This is a genomic window from Streptomyces subrutilus (genome assembly GCF_001746425.1).
Taxonomy (GTDB): domain Bacteria; phylum Actinomycetota; class Actinomycetes; order Streptomycetales; family Streptomycetaceae; genus Streptomyces; species Streptomyces subrutilus_A.
Genome location: NZ_MEHK01000001.1, coordinates 3379186 through 3394181 on the forward strand (window position 1 = coordinate 3379186; position 14996 = coordinate 3394181).

Sequence of the window (14996 nt, forward strand, 5' to 3'; positions counted from 1 at the left end):
TCCCTCGTGAGTCGTTGACGCACATCCTAGTTCTGTGTATTACTTACACAGAAGCGCGTAACCCATACGCAGAAGGGAGCGTGGTCCCCGATGACCACGAACGACCTCGGCATCCACGCCACCGGCCTGACCAAGTCCTACGGCGCCCTGCGCGTCCTCGACGGCATCGACCTGGCCGTCCCGCGCGGCAGCGTCCTGGCCCTGCTCGGCCCCAACGGCGCCGGCAAGACCACCACCGTCCGGGTCCTGGCCACCCTCACCGCACCCGACTCCGGGACGGCTCGCGTCGCCGGGCACTGCGTCACCGCCGAGCGCTCCCGGGTACGCGAACGCATCAGCCTCACCGGGCAGTTCGCGGCCGTGGACGACCTCCAGACCGGCGCGGAGATGCTCCGCATGATGGGGCGCCTGGCCGGGCTCTCCGCCCGTGACTCCCGTGCCCGCGCCGGCGAACTGCTGGACCGGTTCGGACTCGCCGACGCCGCCGGGCGCACCGCGAAGGCGTACTCGGGCGGCATGCGCCGACGCCTCGACCTCGCCGCCGGGCTCGTCTCGCGGCCCGAGGTGATCTTCCTGGACGAGCCCACCACCGGGCTCGACCCGCGCAGCCGCCAGGACCTGTGGGATCTCGTACGGGAACTGCGCGCCGAGGGCACGACCGTCCTGCTCACCACGCAGTACCTGGAGGAGGCCGACCGGCTCGCCGACCGCGTCGCCCTGCTCTCCGGCGGGCGGATCGCCGCCGAGGGGACGCCCGCCGCGCTCAAGTCCCGCGTCGCGGGCCACCGCCTCGACCTGACGATGGCCACCCGGGACGCCTACGAGACGCTCGCTTCGCGGGCCGTCCACCTCGCCCCGGAGGAGCTCACCCTCGGCCTGCCCACCGACGGCAGCGCCGCGCACGTCCGGGCGCTGCTCGACGAACTCGACCCGGACCGCACCGCCGTGGACCGCTTCACGGTCCGCGGCGCCACCCTCGACGACGTGTTCCTCACCCTGACGGGAGCCGCCTCGTGAACCCCTCCGCCCTCGCCCTGGCCGGCCGCAGCGTACGCATCAGCCGCCGCCAGCCGGACGCGCTGATCACCGCCCTGATGCTGCCCGTCATGCTGATGCTGATCTTCGTCTACTTCTTCGGCGGGGCCATCGACACCGGGACCCGGTACGTGACGTACGTGGTCCCGGGAGCCATGCTGCTGTGCGCGGGCTTCGGCGCGGCGAGCACCGCCGTCAGCGTCGCCGACGACATGAAGAACGGCGTCATCGACCGCTTCCGCTCCCGGGACGTCGGCGGCATCCCGATCCTGGCCGGCCACGTCACGGCCTCGGTCCTGCGCAACCTGGTCTCCACCAGCCTCGTGCTGGCCGTGGCCCTCGCCATCGGCTTCCGCCCGCAGGCCTCCGCGCCCGCCTACCTGGCCGCGGCGGGGCTCCTCGTCACGTACATCACGGCGATCTCCTGGCTGGCCGCGGCGCTCGGGCTGCTCGCGAAGTCGCCCGAGGCGGCGAGCGGGTTCACCTTCCTGATGATGTTCCTGCCCTACCCGTCGAGCGCCTTCGTCCCCATCGACACCATGCCGGACTGGCTCCACGGCTTCGCGAACCACCAGCCGCTGACCCCGGTGATCGAATCCCTGCGCGCCCTGCTCCTGGACCAGCCCGCGGGCAACGCCCCCTGGCTGGCCCTGACCTGGTGCGCGGCCATCGCGGCCGGGTCGGTGGCACTGGCGGCCACCCTCTTCAACCGCCGGACCCGCTGACGGGCTCCGGACGGGACCCTTCAGCGGGCCGACCCGCTGCTCAACCGCTCACTGATTGATCGGGTAGGAATGCCGGCCCGTCGCCTCGTCGATCTCGGCGTGGGCCTTCTGCAACATCTGCGACGCGAGATCCATGAGCGCACGAGCACCCGCGATCTCTTCCCCGACCCTCAGCTGCTCCGGGTCGGAGGGGTGACGCAGGGCATAGCCCCGCGCCTTGATCTCGGAGCCGTCCCCGAGTCTGACCAGGGCCGCCGCACTCGTGCGGTGGCCCTCCTCGGTGAATTCGAGCTCCACATGCCACCCGACGAGCGTGGCCATGGTGCATCACCTCCAGGGGCTCACCCTTCCCTCCAGAGTGCGCCCACCCCGCGCCCCCGCGCGAGCGGGGGCCGCGTCCAGCGGGCGAACCAGCGGCGGATGACCTACTCCGGACTCAGCGGTCGCCGCCGAGAGGCTCCATCCGCTGCTCCTGCGAGGGCCCCGGTTCAGGCCTGCCGCAGCCAGCCCGCGGCCTCCGTCGCCCAGTACGTCAGGATCGTGTCCGCGCCCGCGCGCTTGATGCCCAGCAGGGTTTCCAGGATGGCGCGGTCGCGCTCGATCCAGCCCTTCTCCGCCGCCGCCTCGATCATCGCGAACTCGCCGCTGATCTGGTACGCCGCCACCGGTACGTCCACCGACTGCGCCACCCGGTACAGGATGTCCAGGTAGGGGCCGGCCGGCTTGACCATGACCATGTCGGCGCCCTCCTCCAGGTCCAGCGCCAGCTCCCGCAGGGACTCCCGGGCGTTCGCCGGGTCCTGCTGGTAGGTCTTGCGGTCGCCCTGGAGGGAGGAGGCGACGGCCTCGCGGAAGGGGCCGTAGAAGGCGGAGGAGTACTTCGCCGTGTAGGCGAGGATCGAGACGTCCTCGTGGCCGGTCTCGTCCAGCGCGTCGCGGATCACCCCGACCTGACCGTCCATCATGCCGCTCGGGCCCACCACGTGGACGCCCGCGTCGGCCTGGACCTGCGCCATCTCCGCGTACCGCTCCAGCGTCGCGTCGTTGTCCACACGGCCGTGCTCGTCGAGGACCCCGCAGTGGCCGTGGTCGGTGTACTCGTCCAGGCACAGGTCCGACATGATCACCAGGTCGTCGCCGACCTCCGCCTTCACGTCCCGGATCGCTACCTGCAGGATCCCGTCCGGCTCGGTGCCCGCCGTGCCCAGCGCGTCCTTGTTCTCGTCCGCCGGGACACCGAAGAGCATGATCCCCGCGACCCCGGCCTCCACCGCCTCCACCGCGGCCTTGCGCAGCGTGTCCCGCGTGTGCTGGACCACGCCCGGCATCGCCGAGATCGCCAGGGGCTCGCTGATGCCCTCGCGCACGAACGCCGGCAGGATCAGGTCCGAGGGGTGCAGCCGGTTCTCCGCGACCATCCGCCGCATCGCCGGGGTGGTGCGCAGCCGGCGGGGCCGGGAGCCGGGGAAGGATCCGTACGCGCTCATCTTCAGTCGCCTCTTCGAGCTTCGACAGCAGTCGCCCCAAGCCTAGAGCGCTCCCCGGGCCGCAGCTCCGCGCCCCGTGCCCCACGCCCCCTTCCCGCCGGAGATCGAGGCCGATGGCTCGCGTCCGAAGCGATGCGGAAGGGCCCGGGTGCACATCGCACCCGGGCCCTCCCGCGCCTGCTCCGCTAAGCCGCTCACGTCGTACGACGGCGCCGCGCACCCGGCCGCCGCTCGCTGGGCCGGAACACCGTCTCGCCGGCCTCCTTGGCCGCCTCGCGGCGCGCCGCGCCGTACTCGGCCAGCGCCTCCGCCAGCTTCGACACCGACGGCTCCGGCGACAGCACGTCCACGCGCAGCCCGTGCTCCTCCGCGGTCTTGGCCGTCGCCGGCCCGATACACGCGATGACCGTCACGTTGTGCGGCTTGCCCGCGATCCCGACCAGGTTGCGGACCGTGGACGAGGACGTGAAGAGCACGGCGTCGAAACCGCCGCCCTTGATCGCCTCACGCGTGTCCGCCGGCGGCGGCGAGGCGCGCACCGTGCGGTAGGCGGTGACGTCGTCGACCTCCCAGCCGAGCTCGATCAGCCCGGCGACCAGCGTCTCGGTCGCGATGTCGGCCCGCGGCAGGAACACGCGGTCGATCGGGTCGAAGACCGGGTCGTACGGAGGCCAGTCCTCCAGCAGCCCGGCCGCGGACTGCTCCCCGCTCGGCACCAGGTCCGGCTTCACGCCGAACTCCACCAGCGCGGCAGCGGTCTGCTCGCCCACCGCGGCGACCTTGATCCCCGCGAAGGCCCGCGCGTCGAGCCCGTACTCCTCGAACTTCTCGCGCACCGCCTTGACGGCGTTGACCGAGGTGAAGGCGATCCACTCGTAGCGGCCCGTCACCAGGCCCTTCACGGCCCGCTCCATCTGCTGCGGGGTCCGCGGCGGCTCCACGGCGATCGTCGGCACCTCGTGCGGCACCGCGCCGTACGAACGCAGCTGGTCGGAGAGCGAGGCGGCCTGCTCCTTCGTGCGCGGTACGAGCACCCGCCAGCCGAACAGCGGCTTCGACTCGAACCAGGCCAGCTCCTCGCGCCGCGCGGCGGCGCTGTGCTCACCGACCACGGCTATGACCGGCCGCGCGCCCTCATGCGAGGGGAGCACCTTGCCCTGCTTGAACACCTGGGCGATCGTGCCCAGCGTCGCGGACCAGGTCCGCTGGCGCGTGGTCGTACCGGCAACGGTCACCGTCAGCGGGGTGTCGGGCTTGCGCCCGGCGCCCACCAGCTCGGCGGCGGCGCTCGACACGGTCTCCAGCGTCGCGGAGACGACGAGGATGCCGTCGCTCGCCCCCACCTCGCTCCAGCAGCGCGCCGAGGCGTTCTTCGCGTCCACGAACCGCACGTCCGCGCCCTGCTTGCCGCTGAGCGGCACACCGGCGTACGCGGGCACGCCGACGGCGGTCGCGACGCCCGGCACCACCTCGAAGGGGATGCCGGCGGTGGCGCAGACGAGCATCTCCTCGGCCGCGTTCCCGTCGAGACCGGGGTCGCCGGTGACGGCACGCACCACCCGCCTGCCGGACCGTGCGGCCTCCATGACAAGATTGGCGGCGTCGCGGATCACCGGGACCCCGGCGGCCGCTGACACTTCGTCAGCGATCGTCAGCTGCGGCGTGTCGACACCCGCGCGCGCATGCGTCCGTACGACGTCGAGCACCTCGGGCTCCGCGATCAGCACGTCCGCGGCGGCGAGTGCCTCGACGGCGCGCAGCGTCAGCAGACCCGGGTCGCCGGGGCCGGCACCGAGGAAGGTGACGTGTCCGTGGGCGGCGAGTGCCGGGAAAGCGGAGGTGGTCGGACTTGAGGCGTTCAAAGCGATCGCTCCCCCATCAGACCGGCCGCGCCCTTGGCCAGCATCTCGTCCGCGAGTTCGCGGCCGAGAGACATGGCCTCGTCGTACGACTGGGGCACGGGACCGGTGGTGGACAGCTGCACCAGCGTCGAGCCGTCGAGGGTTCCGACGACGCCGCGCAGGCGCATTTCATTGACAGTCTGTCCGTCAGCCAGAAGGTCGGCGAACGCGCCCACGGGTGCGCTGCAGCCGGCCTCGAGGGCGGCGAGCAGGGAACGCTCGGCGGTGACGGCGGCCCGGGTGGGCGGGTCGTCGAGTTCGCCGAGCACGGCGATGAGGTCCGTGTCGGACGCGAGGCACTCCACGGCCAAGGCCCCCTGGCCGGGAGCGGGCAGCACGTGGTCGACCGACAGCAGGTCGGTGGCCTCGTCACTGCGCCCGATCCGGTTCAGGCCGGCGGCGGCGAGCACGACGGCGTCGAGCTCCCCGTCCCGTACGAATCCGATGCGGGTGTCTACGTTCCCGCGGATCGGCACGGTCTCGATGCGCTTGCCGAGCGAGCGGGCGTAGTGGTTCAGCTGGGCGGTCCGCCGGGGCGAACCGGTGCCGATCCGGGCCCCGTCGGGCAGCTGCTCGAAGGTCAGGCCGTCCCGGGCGACGAGCGCGTCCCGCGCGTCCTCGCGCAGCGGCATGGCCGCGATCACGAGGTCGTCGGGCTGCCCGGTCGGCAGGTCCTTCAGCGAGTGCACGGCGAAGTCGACCTCGCGGCGCAGCAGCGCGTCGCGCAGGGCCGTGACGAACACGCCGGTCCCGCCGATCTGCGCCAGGTGCTCGCGCGAGACGTCGCCGTACGTCGTGATCTCCACGAGTTCGACGGGCCGGCCGGTGATCGCCCGTACCGCCTCGGCGACGTGGCCCGACTGGGACATGGCCAGCTTGCTCCGCCGCGTACCGAGCCGCAGCGGCTGGTCGGGACGTGTGTTCATGATGCCCGTCCTGGGTCGTCGTCGTTCAGGGGATCGGCCGCGTCCGCCCGGCTGACGGAAGCCACCGTCCCGGGGTCGAGGTCGAAGAGTTCGCGCAGCGCCTCGGCGTACCCGGCGCCGCCGGGCTCGCTCGCGAGCTGCTTCACGCGCACGGTCGGCGCGTGCAGGAGCTTGTCGACGACGCGGCGCACGGTCTGGGTGACCTCGGTCCGCTGCCGTTCGTCGAGATCGGGCACCCGCCCGTCGAGCCGCGCCACTTCCATGGCCACGACCTCGGCCGCCATGGCGCGCAGGGCGACGACGGTGGGCGTGATGTGCGCGGCCCGCTGGGCCGCGCCGAAGGCCGCCACCTCCCCGGTGACTATCGTGCGCACCGCGTCGATGTCGGCGGCCATCGGGGCGTCCGCGGACGCCTCGGCGAGGCTCTCGATGTCGACCAGCCGCACGCCGGGGATCCGGTGCACGGCGGCGTCGATGTCCCGGGGCATGGCCAGGTCCAGCAAGGCCAGCCGCGCGCCGCTCGCGCCGTCGGCCGGCGTGCGGGTCCCGCGCCGGGGCTGCCGCTGCGCGGTGGCCTCGCCCTGGTCGGCCCAGGCCCCGTGCAGCTCGAGCGAGCTGGCGTCGACCCCGGTCAGCGCGGCCCGCCCGTCGGGCCCCACGGGGCACCCGTCGGGCTCGACGGCGCTGATCGTCCGCGCGGCCCCGGCATCGGCGAGCCGGCCGCCGCCCTGAGCGGCGGCGGCGAGCCGCGCCACGAGCCGGGGATCCAGCCCCGCGACGACAGCCGAACCTCCGGCGGGAGCCGAAGCCGGCGATTGCGGCGCGGGGTGGGGGACGGCGCCCCGGGACACGGCGGCGAGCACGTCATCGGCGCCCAGCACCAGCCCGGTGGCACCCGTGCACGAGACGACCACGTCGACTCGTGTCAGCTCATCGGCGACCAGAGCCATCGGCACCGCGGAAGCCGTCACCCCGGTGCCCGAGGCAACCAGAATCTCCGCCAGCCGCTCCGCCCGCTCGGCGGTCCGGTTGGCTACGACGATCTCGGCGACGCCGACCCGCGCCAGCGTGGCCGCGGCCAGCGACGACATCGACCCGGCGCCGATCACCAGCGCCCGCTTCCCGGCTGCCCAGTCCGCCACCGGCACCCGCGCGCCGGCGAGCTGCTCGAGCCCGAAGGTGACCAGCGACTGCCCGGCCCTGTCGATCCCGGTCTCGGAGTGCGCCCGCTTGCCGACCCGCAGCGCCTGCTGGAACAGGTCGTTGATCAGCCGGCCGGCGGTGTGCAGCTCCTGCCCCAACGCCAGCGCGTCCTTGATCTGGCCGAGGATCTGCCCCTCGCCCACGACCATCGAGTCCAGCCCGCACGCCACCGAGAACAGGTGGTGCACCGCCCGGTCCTCGTAGTGCACGTACAGGTAGGGAGTGAGCTCCTCCAGAGCCACCCCGCTGTGCTGCGCCAGCAGCGTGGACAGCTCGGCGACACCGGCGTGGAACTTGTCCACGTCGGCGTACAGCTCGATCCGGTTGCACGTGGCCAGCACCGCCGCCTCCGTCGCCGGCTCGGCGGCGAGGGTGTCGTGCAGCAGCTTGACCTTGGCGTCCGCGGGCAGCGAGGCACGCTCCAGCACGCTCACGGGCGCGCTGCGGTGGCTCAGCCCTACGACGAGCAGGCTCATGCCGGCATCACCGCCGGCACGTCGCCCTCGGGGCCGCCCTTGCGCGCCTCGGCGGCGGCACGCCCGGCCGGCGGCACCACGGCCGCGGCGGGGGCGGCGCCGCCCATGGAGGAGCCGCCCTCGGCGGCCGCGGCGGCGGCTTCCTCGCCGGCCTTGCGCTGCTCGTGGAACGCGAGGATCTGGAGCTCGATGGAGAGGTCGACCTTGCGCACGTCCACGCCGTCGGGCACGGAGAGCACGGTGGGGGCGAAGTTCAGGATGGAGGTGACACCGGCCGCGATCAGCCGCTCGCTGACCTGCTGGGCGGCGCCGGCCGGCGTCGCGATGACGCCGATCGAGACCCCGTTCTCCTCGATGATCTTCTCGAGCTCATCGGTGTGCTGCACGGGGATCCCGGCCACCGGCTTGCCGGCCATCGCCGGGTCGGCGTCGATCAGCGCGGCGACGCGGAAGCCGCGGGAGGCGAAGCCGCCGTAGTTGGCGAGGGCCGCGCCGAGGTTGCCGATGCCGACGATGACGACCGGCCAGTCCTGGGTGAGGCCCAGTTCGCGGGAGATCTGGTAGACGAGGTACTCCACGTCGTAGCCCACGCCGCGCGTGCCGTAGGACCCCAGGTACGAGAAGTCCTTGCGCAGCTTCGCGGAGTTGACTCCGGCGGCCGCCGCGAGCTCCTCGGAGGACACCGTGGGCACCGATCGCTCGGAGAGCGCGGTGAGGGCGCGCAGGTACAGCGGAAGCCGGGCGACAGTGGCCTCGGGAATACCTCGGCTGCGGGTCGCCGGTCGGTGAGTTCGGCCAGTTGCCACGATGCTCCTGCGGGATGAGCGGGGCTGCAGGCGGTCACTTGTCCCAGGACCGCCCCGTCGACAGCAGGCTATGCCTTTGTGAACGCGTGCACAAAGATTGTGTCCAATTTGTCCGACCAAAGTGACCGGGGTCACGCGACTTCGGCACGGAAGGGCGGAACCAACGGCACGCCGAACCCGTTCAAAACCCAAGGGGGGCAAAACCGTACACACTCCTCACAGATACGCCCCCGAGACCCCACAAATCGCCCATGATGGTAACCGGGGCGAGGGTCAGCCCTCCAATGCCCGCCGCAGCCGGTCCGGGTTCACCTTCCAGAAGGTGTGCTGCTCGCCGTCCACCAGCACCACCGGAATCTGCTCCCAGTACAGCCGGTGGAGCTCCTCGTCCTGCGAGATGTCCTTCTTCTCCCACCGCGCACCGGTCTGCGCGCAGACCGCCTCGACGACCTCCTGCGCGTCGTCGCACAGGTGGCACCCCGGCTTCCCGATCAGCGTCACCAGCCGGTCGGCCGGACGCTTCTTTTCCTTGCGTCGCAACAAAGGGCTCATGGCCCCATTCTCCCGAAGTGTTAACGCCTCCGTTTCCCGCCGGTTCGAGAACTCCCGAACACAGTGGCTATGCTCGCCGCATGGCCGCTCTCGGATGGCTCACCCCCCGTAGACGCTCCGCAAGCGCGCGGAGCGTGCTGGCAGGCGAGGCCTCGGCCGAGGCCGCCCGGAAGACCGCGCTGGCAGAAGCCCCGCAGGTCACGGAACCCGATCTCGACACCGACTTCGACGCCCTCCTGGACATGGGGGGCGAGGCGGCGTTCCCCGTCGCGGGCGACGACCTCGCGGCCGCCTTCTTCGACCTCGACAACACCGTCATGCAGGGCGCCGCCATCTTCCACTTCGGCCGCGGACTGTACAAACGCGAGTTCTTCCGCCGCCGCGAGCTCGCCCGCTTCGCCTGGCAGCAGGCCTGGTTCCGGCTCGCCGGCGTCGAGGACCCCGAGCACATGCAGGACGCCCGCGACAGCGCCCTGTCCATCGTCAAGGGCCACAAGGTCTCCGAGCTGATGGCCATCGGCGAGGAGATCTACGACGAGTACATGGCCGAGCGGATCTGGCCGGGCACCCGCGCCCTGGCCCAGGCCCACCTCGACGCCGGCCAGAAGGTGTGGCTGGTCACCGCGGCCCCCGTCGAGACGGCCACGATCATCGCCCGCAGGCTCGGCCTGACCGGCGCGCTGGGCACGGTCGCCGAATCCGTCGACGGGATCTACACCGGCCGCCTGGTCGGCGAGCCCCTGCACGGCCCCGCCAAGGCGGAGGCGGTCCGCGCCCTGGCCTCCGCCGAGGGCCTGGACCTCGAACGCTGCGCCGCCTACAGCGATTCGCACAACGACATCCCGATGCTGTCGCTGGTCGGGCATCCGTACGCGATCAATCCCGACACAAAACTGCGCAAGCATGCGCGCACCCACGACTGGAGGCTGCGCGACTATCGGACCGGCCGCAAGGCCGTGAAGGTCGGCGTCCCGGCAGCCGCCGGAGTCGGCGCGATCGCAGGCGGAGCGGCCGCCGCCATCGCCCTGCACCGCCGCCGGAGGTAGCGGCGCCCCGGCCCGCCGCCCGGGCCGGAACCGCCCCGGCCCGGGGCCCGCACCGGGGCCGCCGCCCAAGCCCGCGCCGCTCCGGCCCTTCCCCGCTCCGGCCCGCGGCCGACCGGGCATTCCCCCAGCCCTACCCCCGACGGGACGCGGCACTCCGGCCTGCCCGACTCGGTCGCGAGCCCCTATGGAAGCGTCCATTCCGCGCATCCAAGTGATCACCAACCGATCACCAACTGCGACTGAATATGCCCTCGACACGCAACGGAAGTGTCGGAACCGGTGATTTGTGCAACTGGGTGTAGCGCTGCCTGTACGAAGCGTTATTCTCCTCAAACGCATGCCACCGGCCATCTGTCGCCACGACGGGTGAACGGTCCCGCACTGCACGTGATGGAAGCTCTGCCTCTGGGAGTCCCGTGTACCCACCTGTCGGGGTTGACGCCTCGGGCCTGGCTACGCTGCGCGCAACGGTCCTCGACCACCTGCGCGGCTTCGTCCCCACCGCGTACGCCGTCCCCGCCTTCGCCGCCGCGGTCCCTGCCGGCCTCGGCCCGGCCGGTCCTTGCTATGCCCTGACCGACGGCGGAGCGACGGTGGGCAGACGAGGCCGCGCGGCCGGGGGCTCGAACGGCGCCGCCGGTACGAGCACCCAGGCCACCCACCGCCGCCCCACCGCGGACAGCGACCAGGCCCGCATGATGGACCTGGTCGAACGCGCCCAGGCCGGGGAGGCCGAGGCCTTCGGCCGCCTCTACGACCAGTACAGCGACACGGTCTACCGCTACATCTACTACCGCGTCGGCGGGAAGGCGACGGCGGAGGATCTCACCAGCGAGACCTTCCTGCGCGCCCTGCGCCGCATCTCCACCTTCACCTGGCAGGGCCGCGACTTCGGGGCCTGGCTCGTGACGATCGCCCGCAACCTGGTGGCCGACCACTTCAAGTCCAGCCGCTTCCGGCTGGAGGTCACCACCGGCGAGATGCTCGACGCCAACGAGGTCGAGCGCAGCCCCGAGGACTCCGTCCTGGAGTCCCTCTCCAACGCGGCCCTGCTGGAGGCCGTACGGAAACTCAATCCGCAGCAGCAGGAGTGCGTGACCCTGCGCTTCCTGCAAGGCCTGTCGGTCGCCGAGACGGCCCGGGTCATGGGGAAGAACGAGGGCGCCATCAAGACGCTCCAGTACCGGGCGGTGCGCACGCTGGCGCGCCTCCTCCCGGACGACGCCCGCTGATCCCCTTCACACATCAACACAAACTCACATACATCCGGTGACCCCTCGATGACGCTGTGGTCCGATCATCCTTCGTCCGTAACCCAAGTGCCGCGACGCTCGTTGTGCGGAATGCAGACCCCCTGTGGACAAGCCCTGCCCGAAGCCGCTCACTCGAAAGTGTGGATGTGCTCAAGGAAGGCAACCTTCCGGACACCCTGGGGAGTCGATCGTCATGACGAGAGGAGGTGCCGCCAGTGATCGCGAACGTGACTCCGCACCGGCGGGCGAACGCCTTCGCCCAGGCCCTGGAGGATCGGACCCCGTCCGACCCTTCGGAACCGGACCCGGCGGCCGAGCAGTCCGAGGCACCTGCCGAACCTGCCGACCACGACCGGCTGTTGGCCCTGGCGAGCGTGCTCGGCGAACGAATGCCGCGCCCAGTGCTGGACCCAGAGGTCAAAGTGGTGCAGCGAGCTCAGCTCGTTGCCGCCATGGAGGCCATGGTGCTGGAGGAGAGAGCCGGGGGCGGTGCCGCCTCGGACCCTCAGGTGCCCGAACAGCGGACCGGCCGCGGCGCCCACCGGGCGTCCTCGCTCCGGAAAGTGCGGCCCCGCTCCCGCTGGTCCAAGGGCATCGCAGCAGGCGGTCTCACCGTAGGTGTGGCCGCGGGGGCCTTCAGCGGTGTGGCCGCTGCCAGTTCCGACGCCCTGCCGGGTGACCACCTCTACCCCGTGAAGCGGGGCATGGAGGACCTGAAGCTCGGGATGGCCGACGGCGATTCGGACCGGGGCGAGCTCTATCTCGACCAGGCCTCGAACCGCCTCTCGGAAGCCCGCAGGCTGATGGAGCGCGGCCGGGGCGGGAACGTGCTGGACCACGAGGTCCTGGGCGAGATCCGCCGGGCACTGGCGGGGGTGAAGCACGACGCGGGAGAGGGCCACCGGCTCCTCCAGGCGGCGTACGAACGCAACGGCGAGCTCGGCCCGATCCAGGCGCTGTCCTCGTTCTCCCGATCCCACCGGGACGCCTGGGGCAAGCTCAAGGAGAAGCTCCCCGCGCAGCTCACGGACGTGGGAGGCGAGGTGGAGTCGGTCTTCCAGGCCATAGACGAAGACGTGGCGCCGCTGCAGGGCCTGCTCCCCAAGCCACCCGAGCAGACCCGCGGCTCCGGCTCCTCGGGCACCCCGGCCAAGCCGGGCACCCCGAGCGGCAATCAGCAGTCCGCACCGGCTGCCGGCACCCCGTCGGGCAGCAGCCCCGCGCCGTCCCCCTCGGGCAGCAGCAGCAAGCCCACGACCCCGGGCGGCGGCCTCCTGGGCGATACGGGCGACCTGCTGAACCCGCCCGGGGGCCCGTCCGCCCCGCCTTCCCCGGGCACCGCGGAACAGCCGAAGCCCGACATCACCCTCCCGCCCCTCCTCCCGGGCCTCCTCCCGGGCCTGGGCATCAACGCGGAGGACGCGGAATAGCACAACGGCGTGGGGCGGGGCTGCGACCAGCAGCCCCGCCCCACGCCGTGCGGCCGTACACAAACGGTCAGAAGAAGACGGACCTGCGCTGCACCAGCAGCTTGTACAGCGTGTGCTGGATCTGCTCCCGCACCTGGTCCGTCAGGTTGAACATCAGCATCGGATCGTCGGCCGCCTCCGCCGCATACCCCGCGGTGGCGATCGGCTCACCGAACTGGATCGTCCACTTCGTCGGCAGCGGCACCGCCCCGAGCGGCCCCAGCCACGGGAACGTCGGCGTGATCGGGAAGTACGGGATTCCCAGCAGCCGCGCCAGCGTCTTGGCGTTGCCGACCATCGGGTAGATCTCCTCGGCCCCCACGATCGAGCAGGGCACGATCGGCGTCCCGGCACGCAACGCCGTCGACACGAAGCCGCCCCGCCCGAACCGCTGCAGCTTGTACCGGTCCCCGAACGGCTTCCCTATCCCCTTGAAGCCCTCGGGCATCACCCCGACCAGCTCCCCGGCCTCCAGCAGCCGTTGGGCGTCCTCCGCGCAGGCCAGCGTGTGGCCGGCCTTGCGGGCCAGCTCGTTGACCACCGGCAGCATGAACACCAGGTCCGCCGCGAGCAGCCGCAGGTGCCGCTGCGCCGGGTGGCGGTCGTGCACGGCCACCTGCAGCATCAACCCGTCCAGCGGCAGCGTCCCGGAGTGGTTCGCCACGATCAGCGCGCCGCCCTCCGCCGGGATGTTCTCGATGCCCTTGACCTCGACCCGGAAGTACTTGTCGAACAGCGGCCGCATCAGGGACATCAGGACCTGGTCCGTCAGCTCCTCGTCGTAGCCGAACTCGTCGACGTCGTACTCGCCGGTGACCCGCCGCCGCAGGAACGCCAGCCCGCCGGCGATCCGCCGCTCCAGACCGCCGCCCGCGGGCTCCCGCGCCGCCTCCGGAGCCGGCGCCGCCGGCTCCGTCTCCGGCTCGGGAGCGGACACCGCCCGGACCCTGCGGGGCGCCCGCCGGCGCGGCCGGTCCTCGTCGAACGGAATGACCTTGGCGTCCGCCACTATCGCTTCGCTCCTTCAACCGCGTCCACGTCGACATCCAGGCCGTCCACCTTCAGCACGGCCGCCATCCGGTCCACGGCCCGCGCCGCCCGCTCCGGAGGCAGCAGCCCGCCCCCGCGGCTGCGCGCGAAGTCCGCGAAGGTCTCGGCGGTCGTGTACACCGGCTCGAAGCCGAGCACGTCCCGCATCTGCGAGGTCTCCACGACCCGGCCGTGCGTGAGGAGCCTTATCTGCTCCGGGGAGAAGTCGGTGATCCCCACCGCCCGCAGCGCCGACCCCACCCACGTCACGGCGGGCAGCAGCAGCGGCAGCGTGGGCCGCCCCAGCCGCCTCGAGCACTGCGACAGCAGCAGTACGCCGTCACCCGCAATGTTGAAGGTCCCGCTGTTGAGCGTCCCCCGCCGCGGCTCTCCCGCCGCGAGCCGCAGCACGTCCAGCACGTCGTCCTCGTGGACGAACTGCAGCCGCGGGTCGTAGCCCAGGACGGTCGGCATCACGGGGATCGAGAAGTACTCGGCGAGCGCCGAATCGGCGAAGGGGCCCAGGATGTTCGCGAACCTCAGCACGCACACCGCGACGTCGGGCCGCCTGCGCGCGAAGCCCCGTACGTAGCCCTCGACCTCGGCGGCGTCCTTGGCGAACCCGCCCGCCGGCAGCGACTTCGGCTGCGTGGTCTCGGTGAAGACGGCCGGGTCCCTCGAGGTGCCCCCGTACACGCTGGTACTGGACTTCACCACGAGCCGCCGTACCGTCGGGGACTTCTGGCAGGCCCCGAGGAGCTGCATCGTCCCGATGACGTTCGTTTCCTTGACGGTGCTGTGCGCCCCGCCGGTCCCCACACTGCCTCCGGTGACCGCCAGGTGGACCACCGTGTCCACGGCGTGCTCGGCCAGCACGCGGGCGATCGCCGACTGCCTGATGTCCGTACGGACGAACTCGGCCGATCCGAGCCGGTGCGGCGGGGTCACCGCGTCGACCGCGATCACCCGCTCGACATCCGGGTCGCGCTGGATGCGGCGCACGAAGCGGCCACCCAGCTGCCGGGCAGCCCCGGTGACGAGTACGACCTTCCCCACGAGCTCAGCGCCTCCCTCGAAGAAGTCCCCCG

The 14996-nt window shown here is 72.1% G+C and carries 14 protein-coding genes; 5 read left to right on the top strand and 9 right to left on the bottom strand.

The features are described from left to right. The first annotated feature begins 90 nt into the window (after positions 1–90). Both BGK67_RS16145 and BGK67_RS16150 read left to right on the top strand, forming a co-directional pair. Complete coding sequence (locus BGK67_RS16145) at positions 91–1017, top strand: ABC transporter ATP-binding protein (RefSeq protein WP_069920745.1); 927 nt, start codon at positions 91–93, stop codon at positions 1015–1017. Then, on the top strand, positions 1014–1760 hold the full coding sequence (locus tag BGK67_RS16150) for an ABC transporter permease (RefSeq protein ID WP_069920746.1): 747 nt from the start codon (positions 1014–1016) through the stop codon (positions 1758–1760). Before BGK67_RS16145 ends, BGK67_RS16150 begins: the two co-directional genes overlap by 4 nt. Positions 1761–1808: 48 nt before the next feature. On the opposite strand, the gene BGK67_RS16155 is transcribed toward BGK67_RS16150, so the two are convergent. The 7 genes from BGK67_RS16155 to BGK67_RS16185 all read right to left on the bottom strand — a co-directional run bounded on the left by BGK67_RS16155 (position 1809) and on the right by BGK67_RS16185 (position 9111). Continuing rightward, complete coding sequence (locus BGK67_RS16155) at positions 1809–2081, bottom strand: DUF1876 domain-containing protein (RefSeq protein WP_069920747.1); 273 nt, start codon at positions 2079–2081, stop codon at positions 1809–1811. A 167-nt stretch (positions 2082–2248) separates the two neighbouring features. After that, positions 2249–3247 (bottom strand): porphobilinogen synthase, encoded by a 999-nt coding sequence (gene hemB, locus BGK67_RS16160; protein ID WP_069920748.1) that lies wholly within the window; start codon positions 3245–3247, stop codon positions 2249–2251. Positions 3248–3441: 194 nt separating this feature from the next. After that, positions 3442–5109, bottom strand: coding sequence for a bifunctional uroporphyrinogen-III C-methyltransferase/uroporphyrinogen-III synthase (locus tag BGK67_RS16165; protein WP_069920749.1), 1668 nt, complete (start codon positions 5107–5109; stop codon positions 3442–3444). Next, positions 5106–6074 (bottom strand): hydroxymethylbilane synthase, encoded by a 969-nt coding sequence (hemC, locus tag BGK67_RS16170; protein ID WP_069920750.1) that lies wholly within the window; start codon positions 6072–6074, stop codon positions 5106–5108. The genes BGK67_RS16165 and hemC overlap by 4 nt, the downstream gene beginning before the upstream one ends. Next, on the bottom strand, positions 6071–7753 hold the full coding sequence (locus tag BGK67_RS16175; protein WP_069920751.1) for a glutamyl-tRNA reductase: 1683 nt from the start codon (positions 7751–7753) through the stop codon (positions 6071–6073). Before BGK67_RS16175 ends, hemC begins: the two co-directional genes overlap by 4 nt. Further along, positions 7750–8559 carry a redox-sensing transcriptional repressor Rex gene (locus BGK67_RS16180; protein ID WP_069920752.1) on the bottom strand — a complete coding sequence of 270 codons (810 nt, stop codon included), beginning with the start codon at positions 8557–8559 and terminating at the stop codon, positions 7750–7752. The genes BGK67_RS16175 and BGK67_RS16180 overlap by 4 nt, the downstream gene beginning before the upstream one ends. A gap of 273 nt (positions 8560–8832) precedes the next feature. Continuing rightward, positions 8833–9111, bottom strand: coding sequence for a glutaredoxin family protein (locus tag BGK67_RS16185; protein WP_069920753.1), 279 nt, complete (start codon positions 9109–9111; stop codon positions 8833–8835). An 80-nt stretch (positions 9112–9191) separates the two neighbouring features. Between BGK67_RS16185 and BGK67_RS16190 the strand changes: the two genes are divergently transcribed. From BGK67_RS16190 to BGK67_RS16200, 3 genes are all read left to right on the top strand, one after another. After that, positions 9192–10157, top strand: a complete 966-nt coding sequence (locus BGK67_RS16190; protein WP_079154219.1) for an HAD family hydrolase — start codon at positions 9192–9194, stop codon at positions 10155–10157. Positions 10158–10573: 416 nt separating this feature from the next. Then, complete coding sequence (locus BGK67_RS16195) at positions 10574–11389, top strand: ECF subfamily RNA polymerase sigma factor, BldN family (protein WP_069920755.1); 816 nt, start codon at positions 10574–10576, stop codon at positions 11387–11389. 236 nt (positions 11390–11625) lie between these two features. Continuing rightward, positions 11626–12840, top strand: a complete 1215-nt coding sequence (locus BGK67_RS16200) for a DUF5667 domain-containing protein (RefSeq protein ID WP_069920756.1) — start codon at positions 11626–11628, stop codon at positions 12838–12840. A gap of 67 nt (positions 12841–12907) precedes the next feature. On the opposite strand, the gene BGK67_RS16205 is transcribed toward BGK67_RS16200, so the two are convergent. Together BGK67_RS16205 and BGK67_RS16210 are read right to left on the bottom strand one after the other, a co-directional pair. Next, positions 12908–13888 (bottom strand): lysophospholipid acyltransferase family protein, encoded by a 981-nt coding sequence (locus BGK67_RS16205; RefSeq protein WP_069920757.1) that lies wholly within the window; start codon positions 13886–13888, stop codon positions 12908–12910. Continuing rightward, a complete protein-coding gene (locus BGK67_RS16210; protein WP_069923908.1) occupies positions 13888–14964 on the bottom strand; it encodes an NAD-dependent epimerase/dehydratase family protein in 1077 nt (358 codons plus the stop codon). Before BGK67_RS16210 ends, BGK67_RS16205 begins: the two co-directional genes overlap by 1 nt. Between the last annotated feature and the right edge of the window lie 32 nt (positions 14965–14996).

What these genes read in the sequence shown, in the direction of transcription:
- BGK67_RS16155 (WP_069920747.1), bottom strand. Translation starts at nt 2,081, where the DNA reads ATGGCCACGCTCGTCGGGTGGCATGTGGAGCTCGAATTCACCGAGGAG.
- BGK67_RS16190 (WP_079154219.1), top strand. Translation starts at nt 9,192, where the DNA reads ATGGCCGCTCTCGGATGGCTCACCCCCCGTAGACGCTCCGCAAGCGCG.
- BGK67_RS16175 (WP_069920751.1), bottom strand. Translation starts at nt 7,753, where the DNA reads ATGAGCCTGCTCGTCGTAGGGCTGAGCCACCGCAGCGCGCCCGTGAGC.
- BGK67_RS16185 (WP_069920753.1), bottom strand. Translation starts at nt 9,111, where the DNA reads ATGAGCCCTTTGTTGCGACGCAAGGAAAAGAAGCGTCCGGCCGACCGG.
- BGK67_RS16145 (WP_069920745.1), top strand. Translation starts at nt 91, where the DNA reads ATGACCACGAACGACCTCGGCATCCACGCCACCGGCCTGACCAAGTCC.
- hemB (WP_069920748.1), bottom strand. Translation starts at nt 3,247, where the DNA reads ATGAGCGCGTACGGATCCTTCCCCGGCTCCCGGCCCCGCCGGCTGCGC.
- hemC (WP_069920750.1), bottom strand. Translation starts at nt 6,074, where the DNA reads ATGAACACACGTCCCGACCAGCCGCTGCGGCTCGGTACGCGGCGGAGC.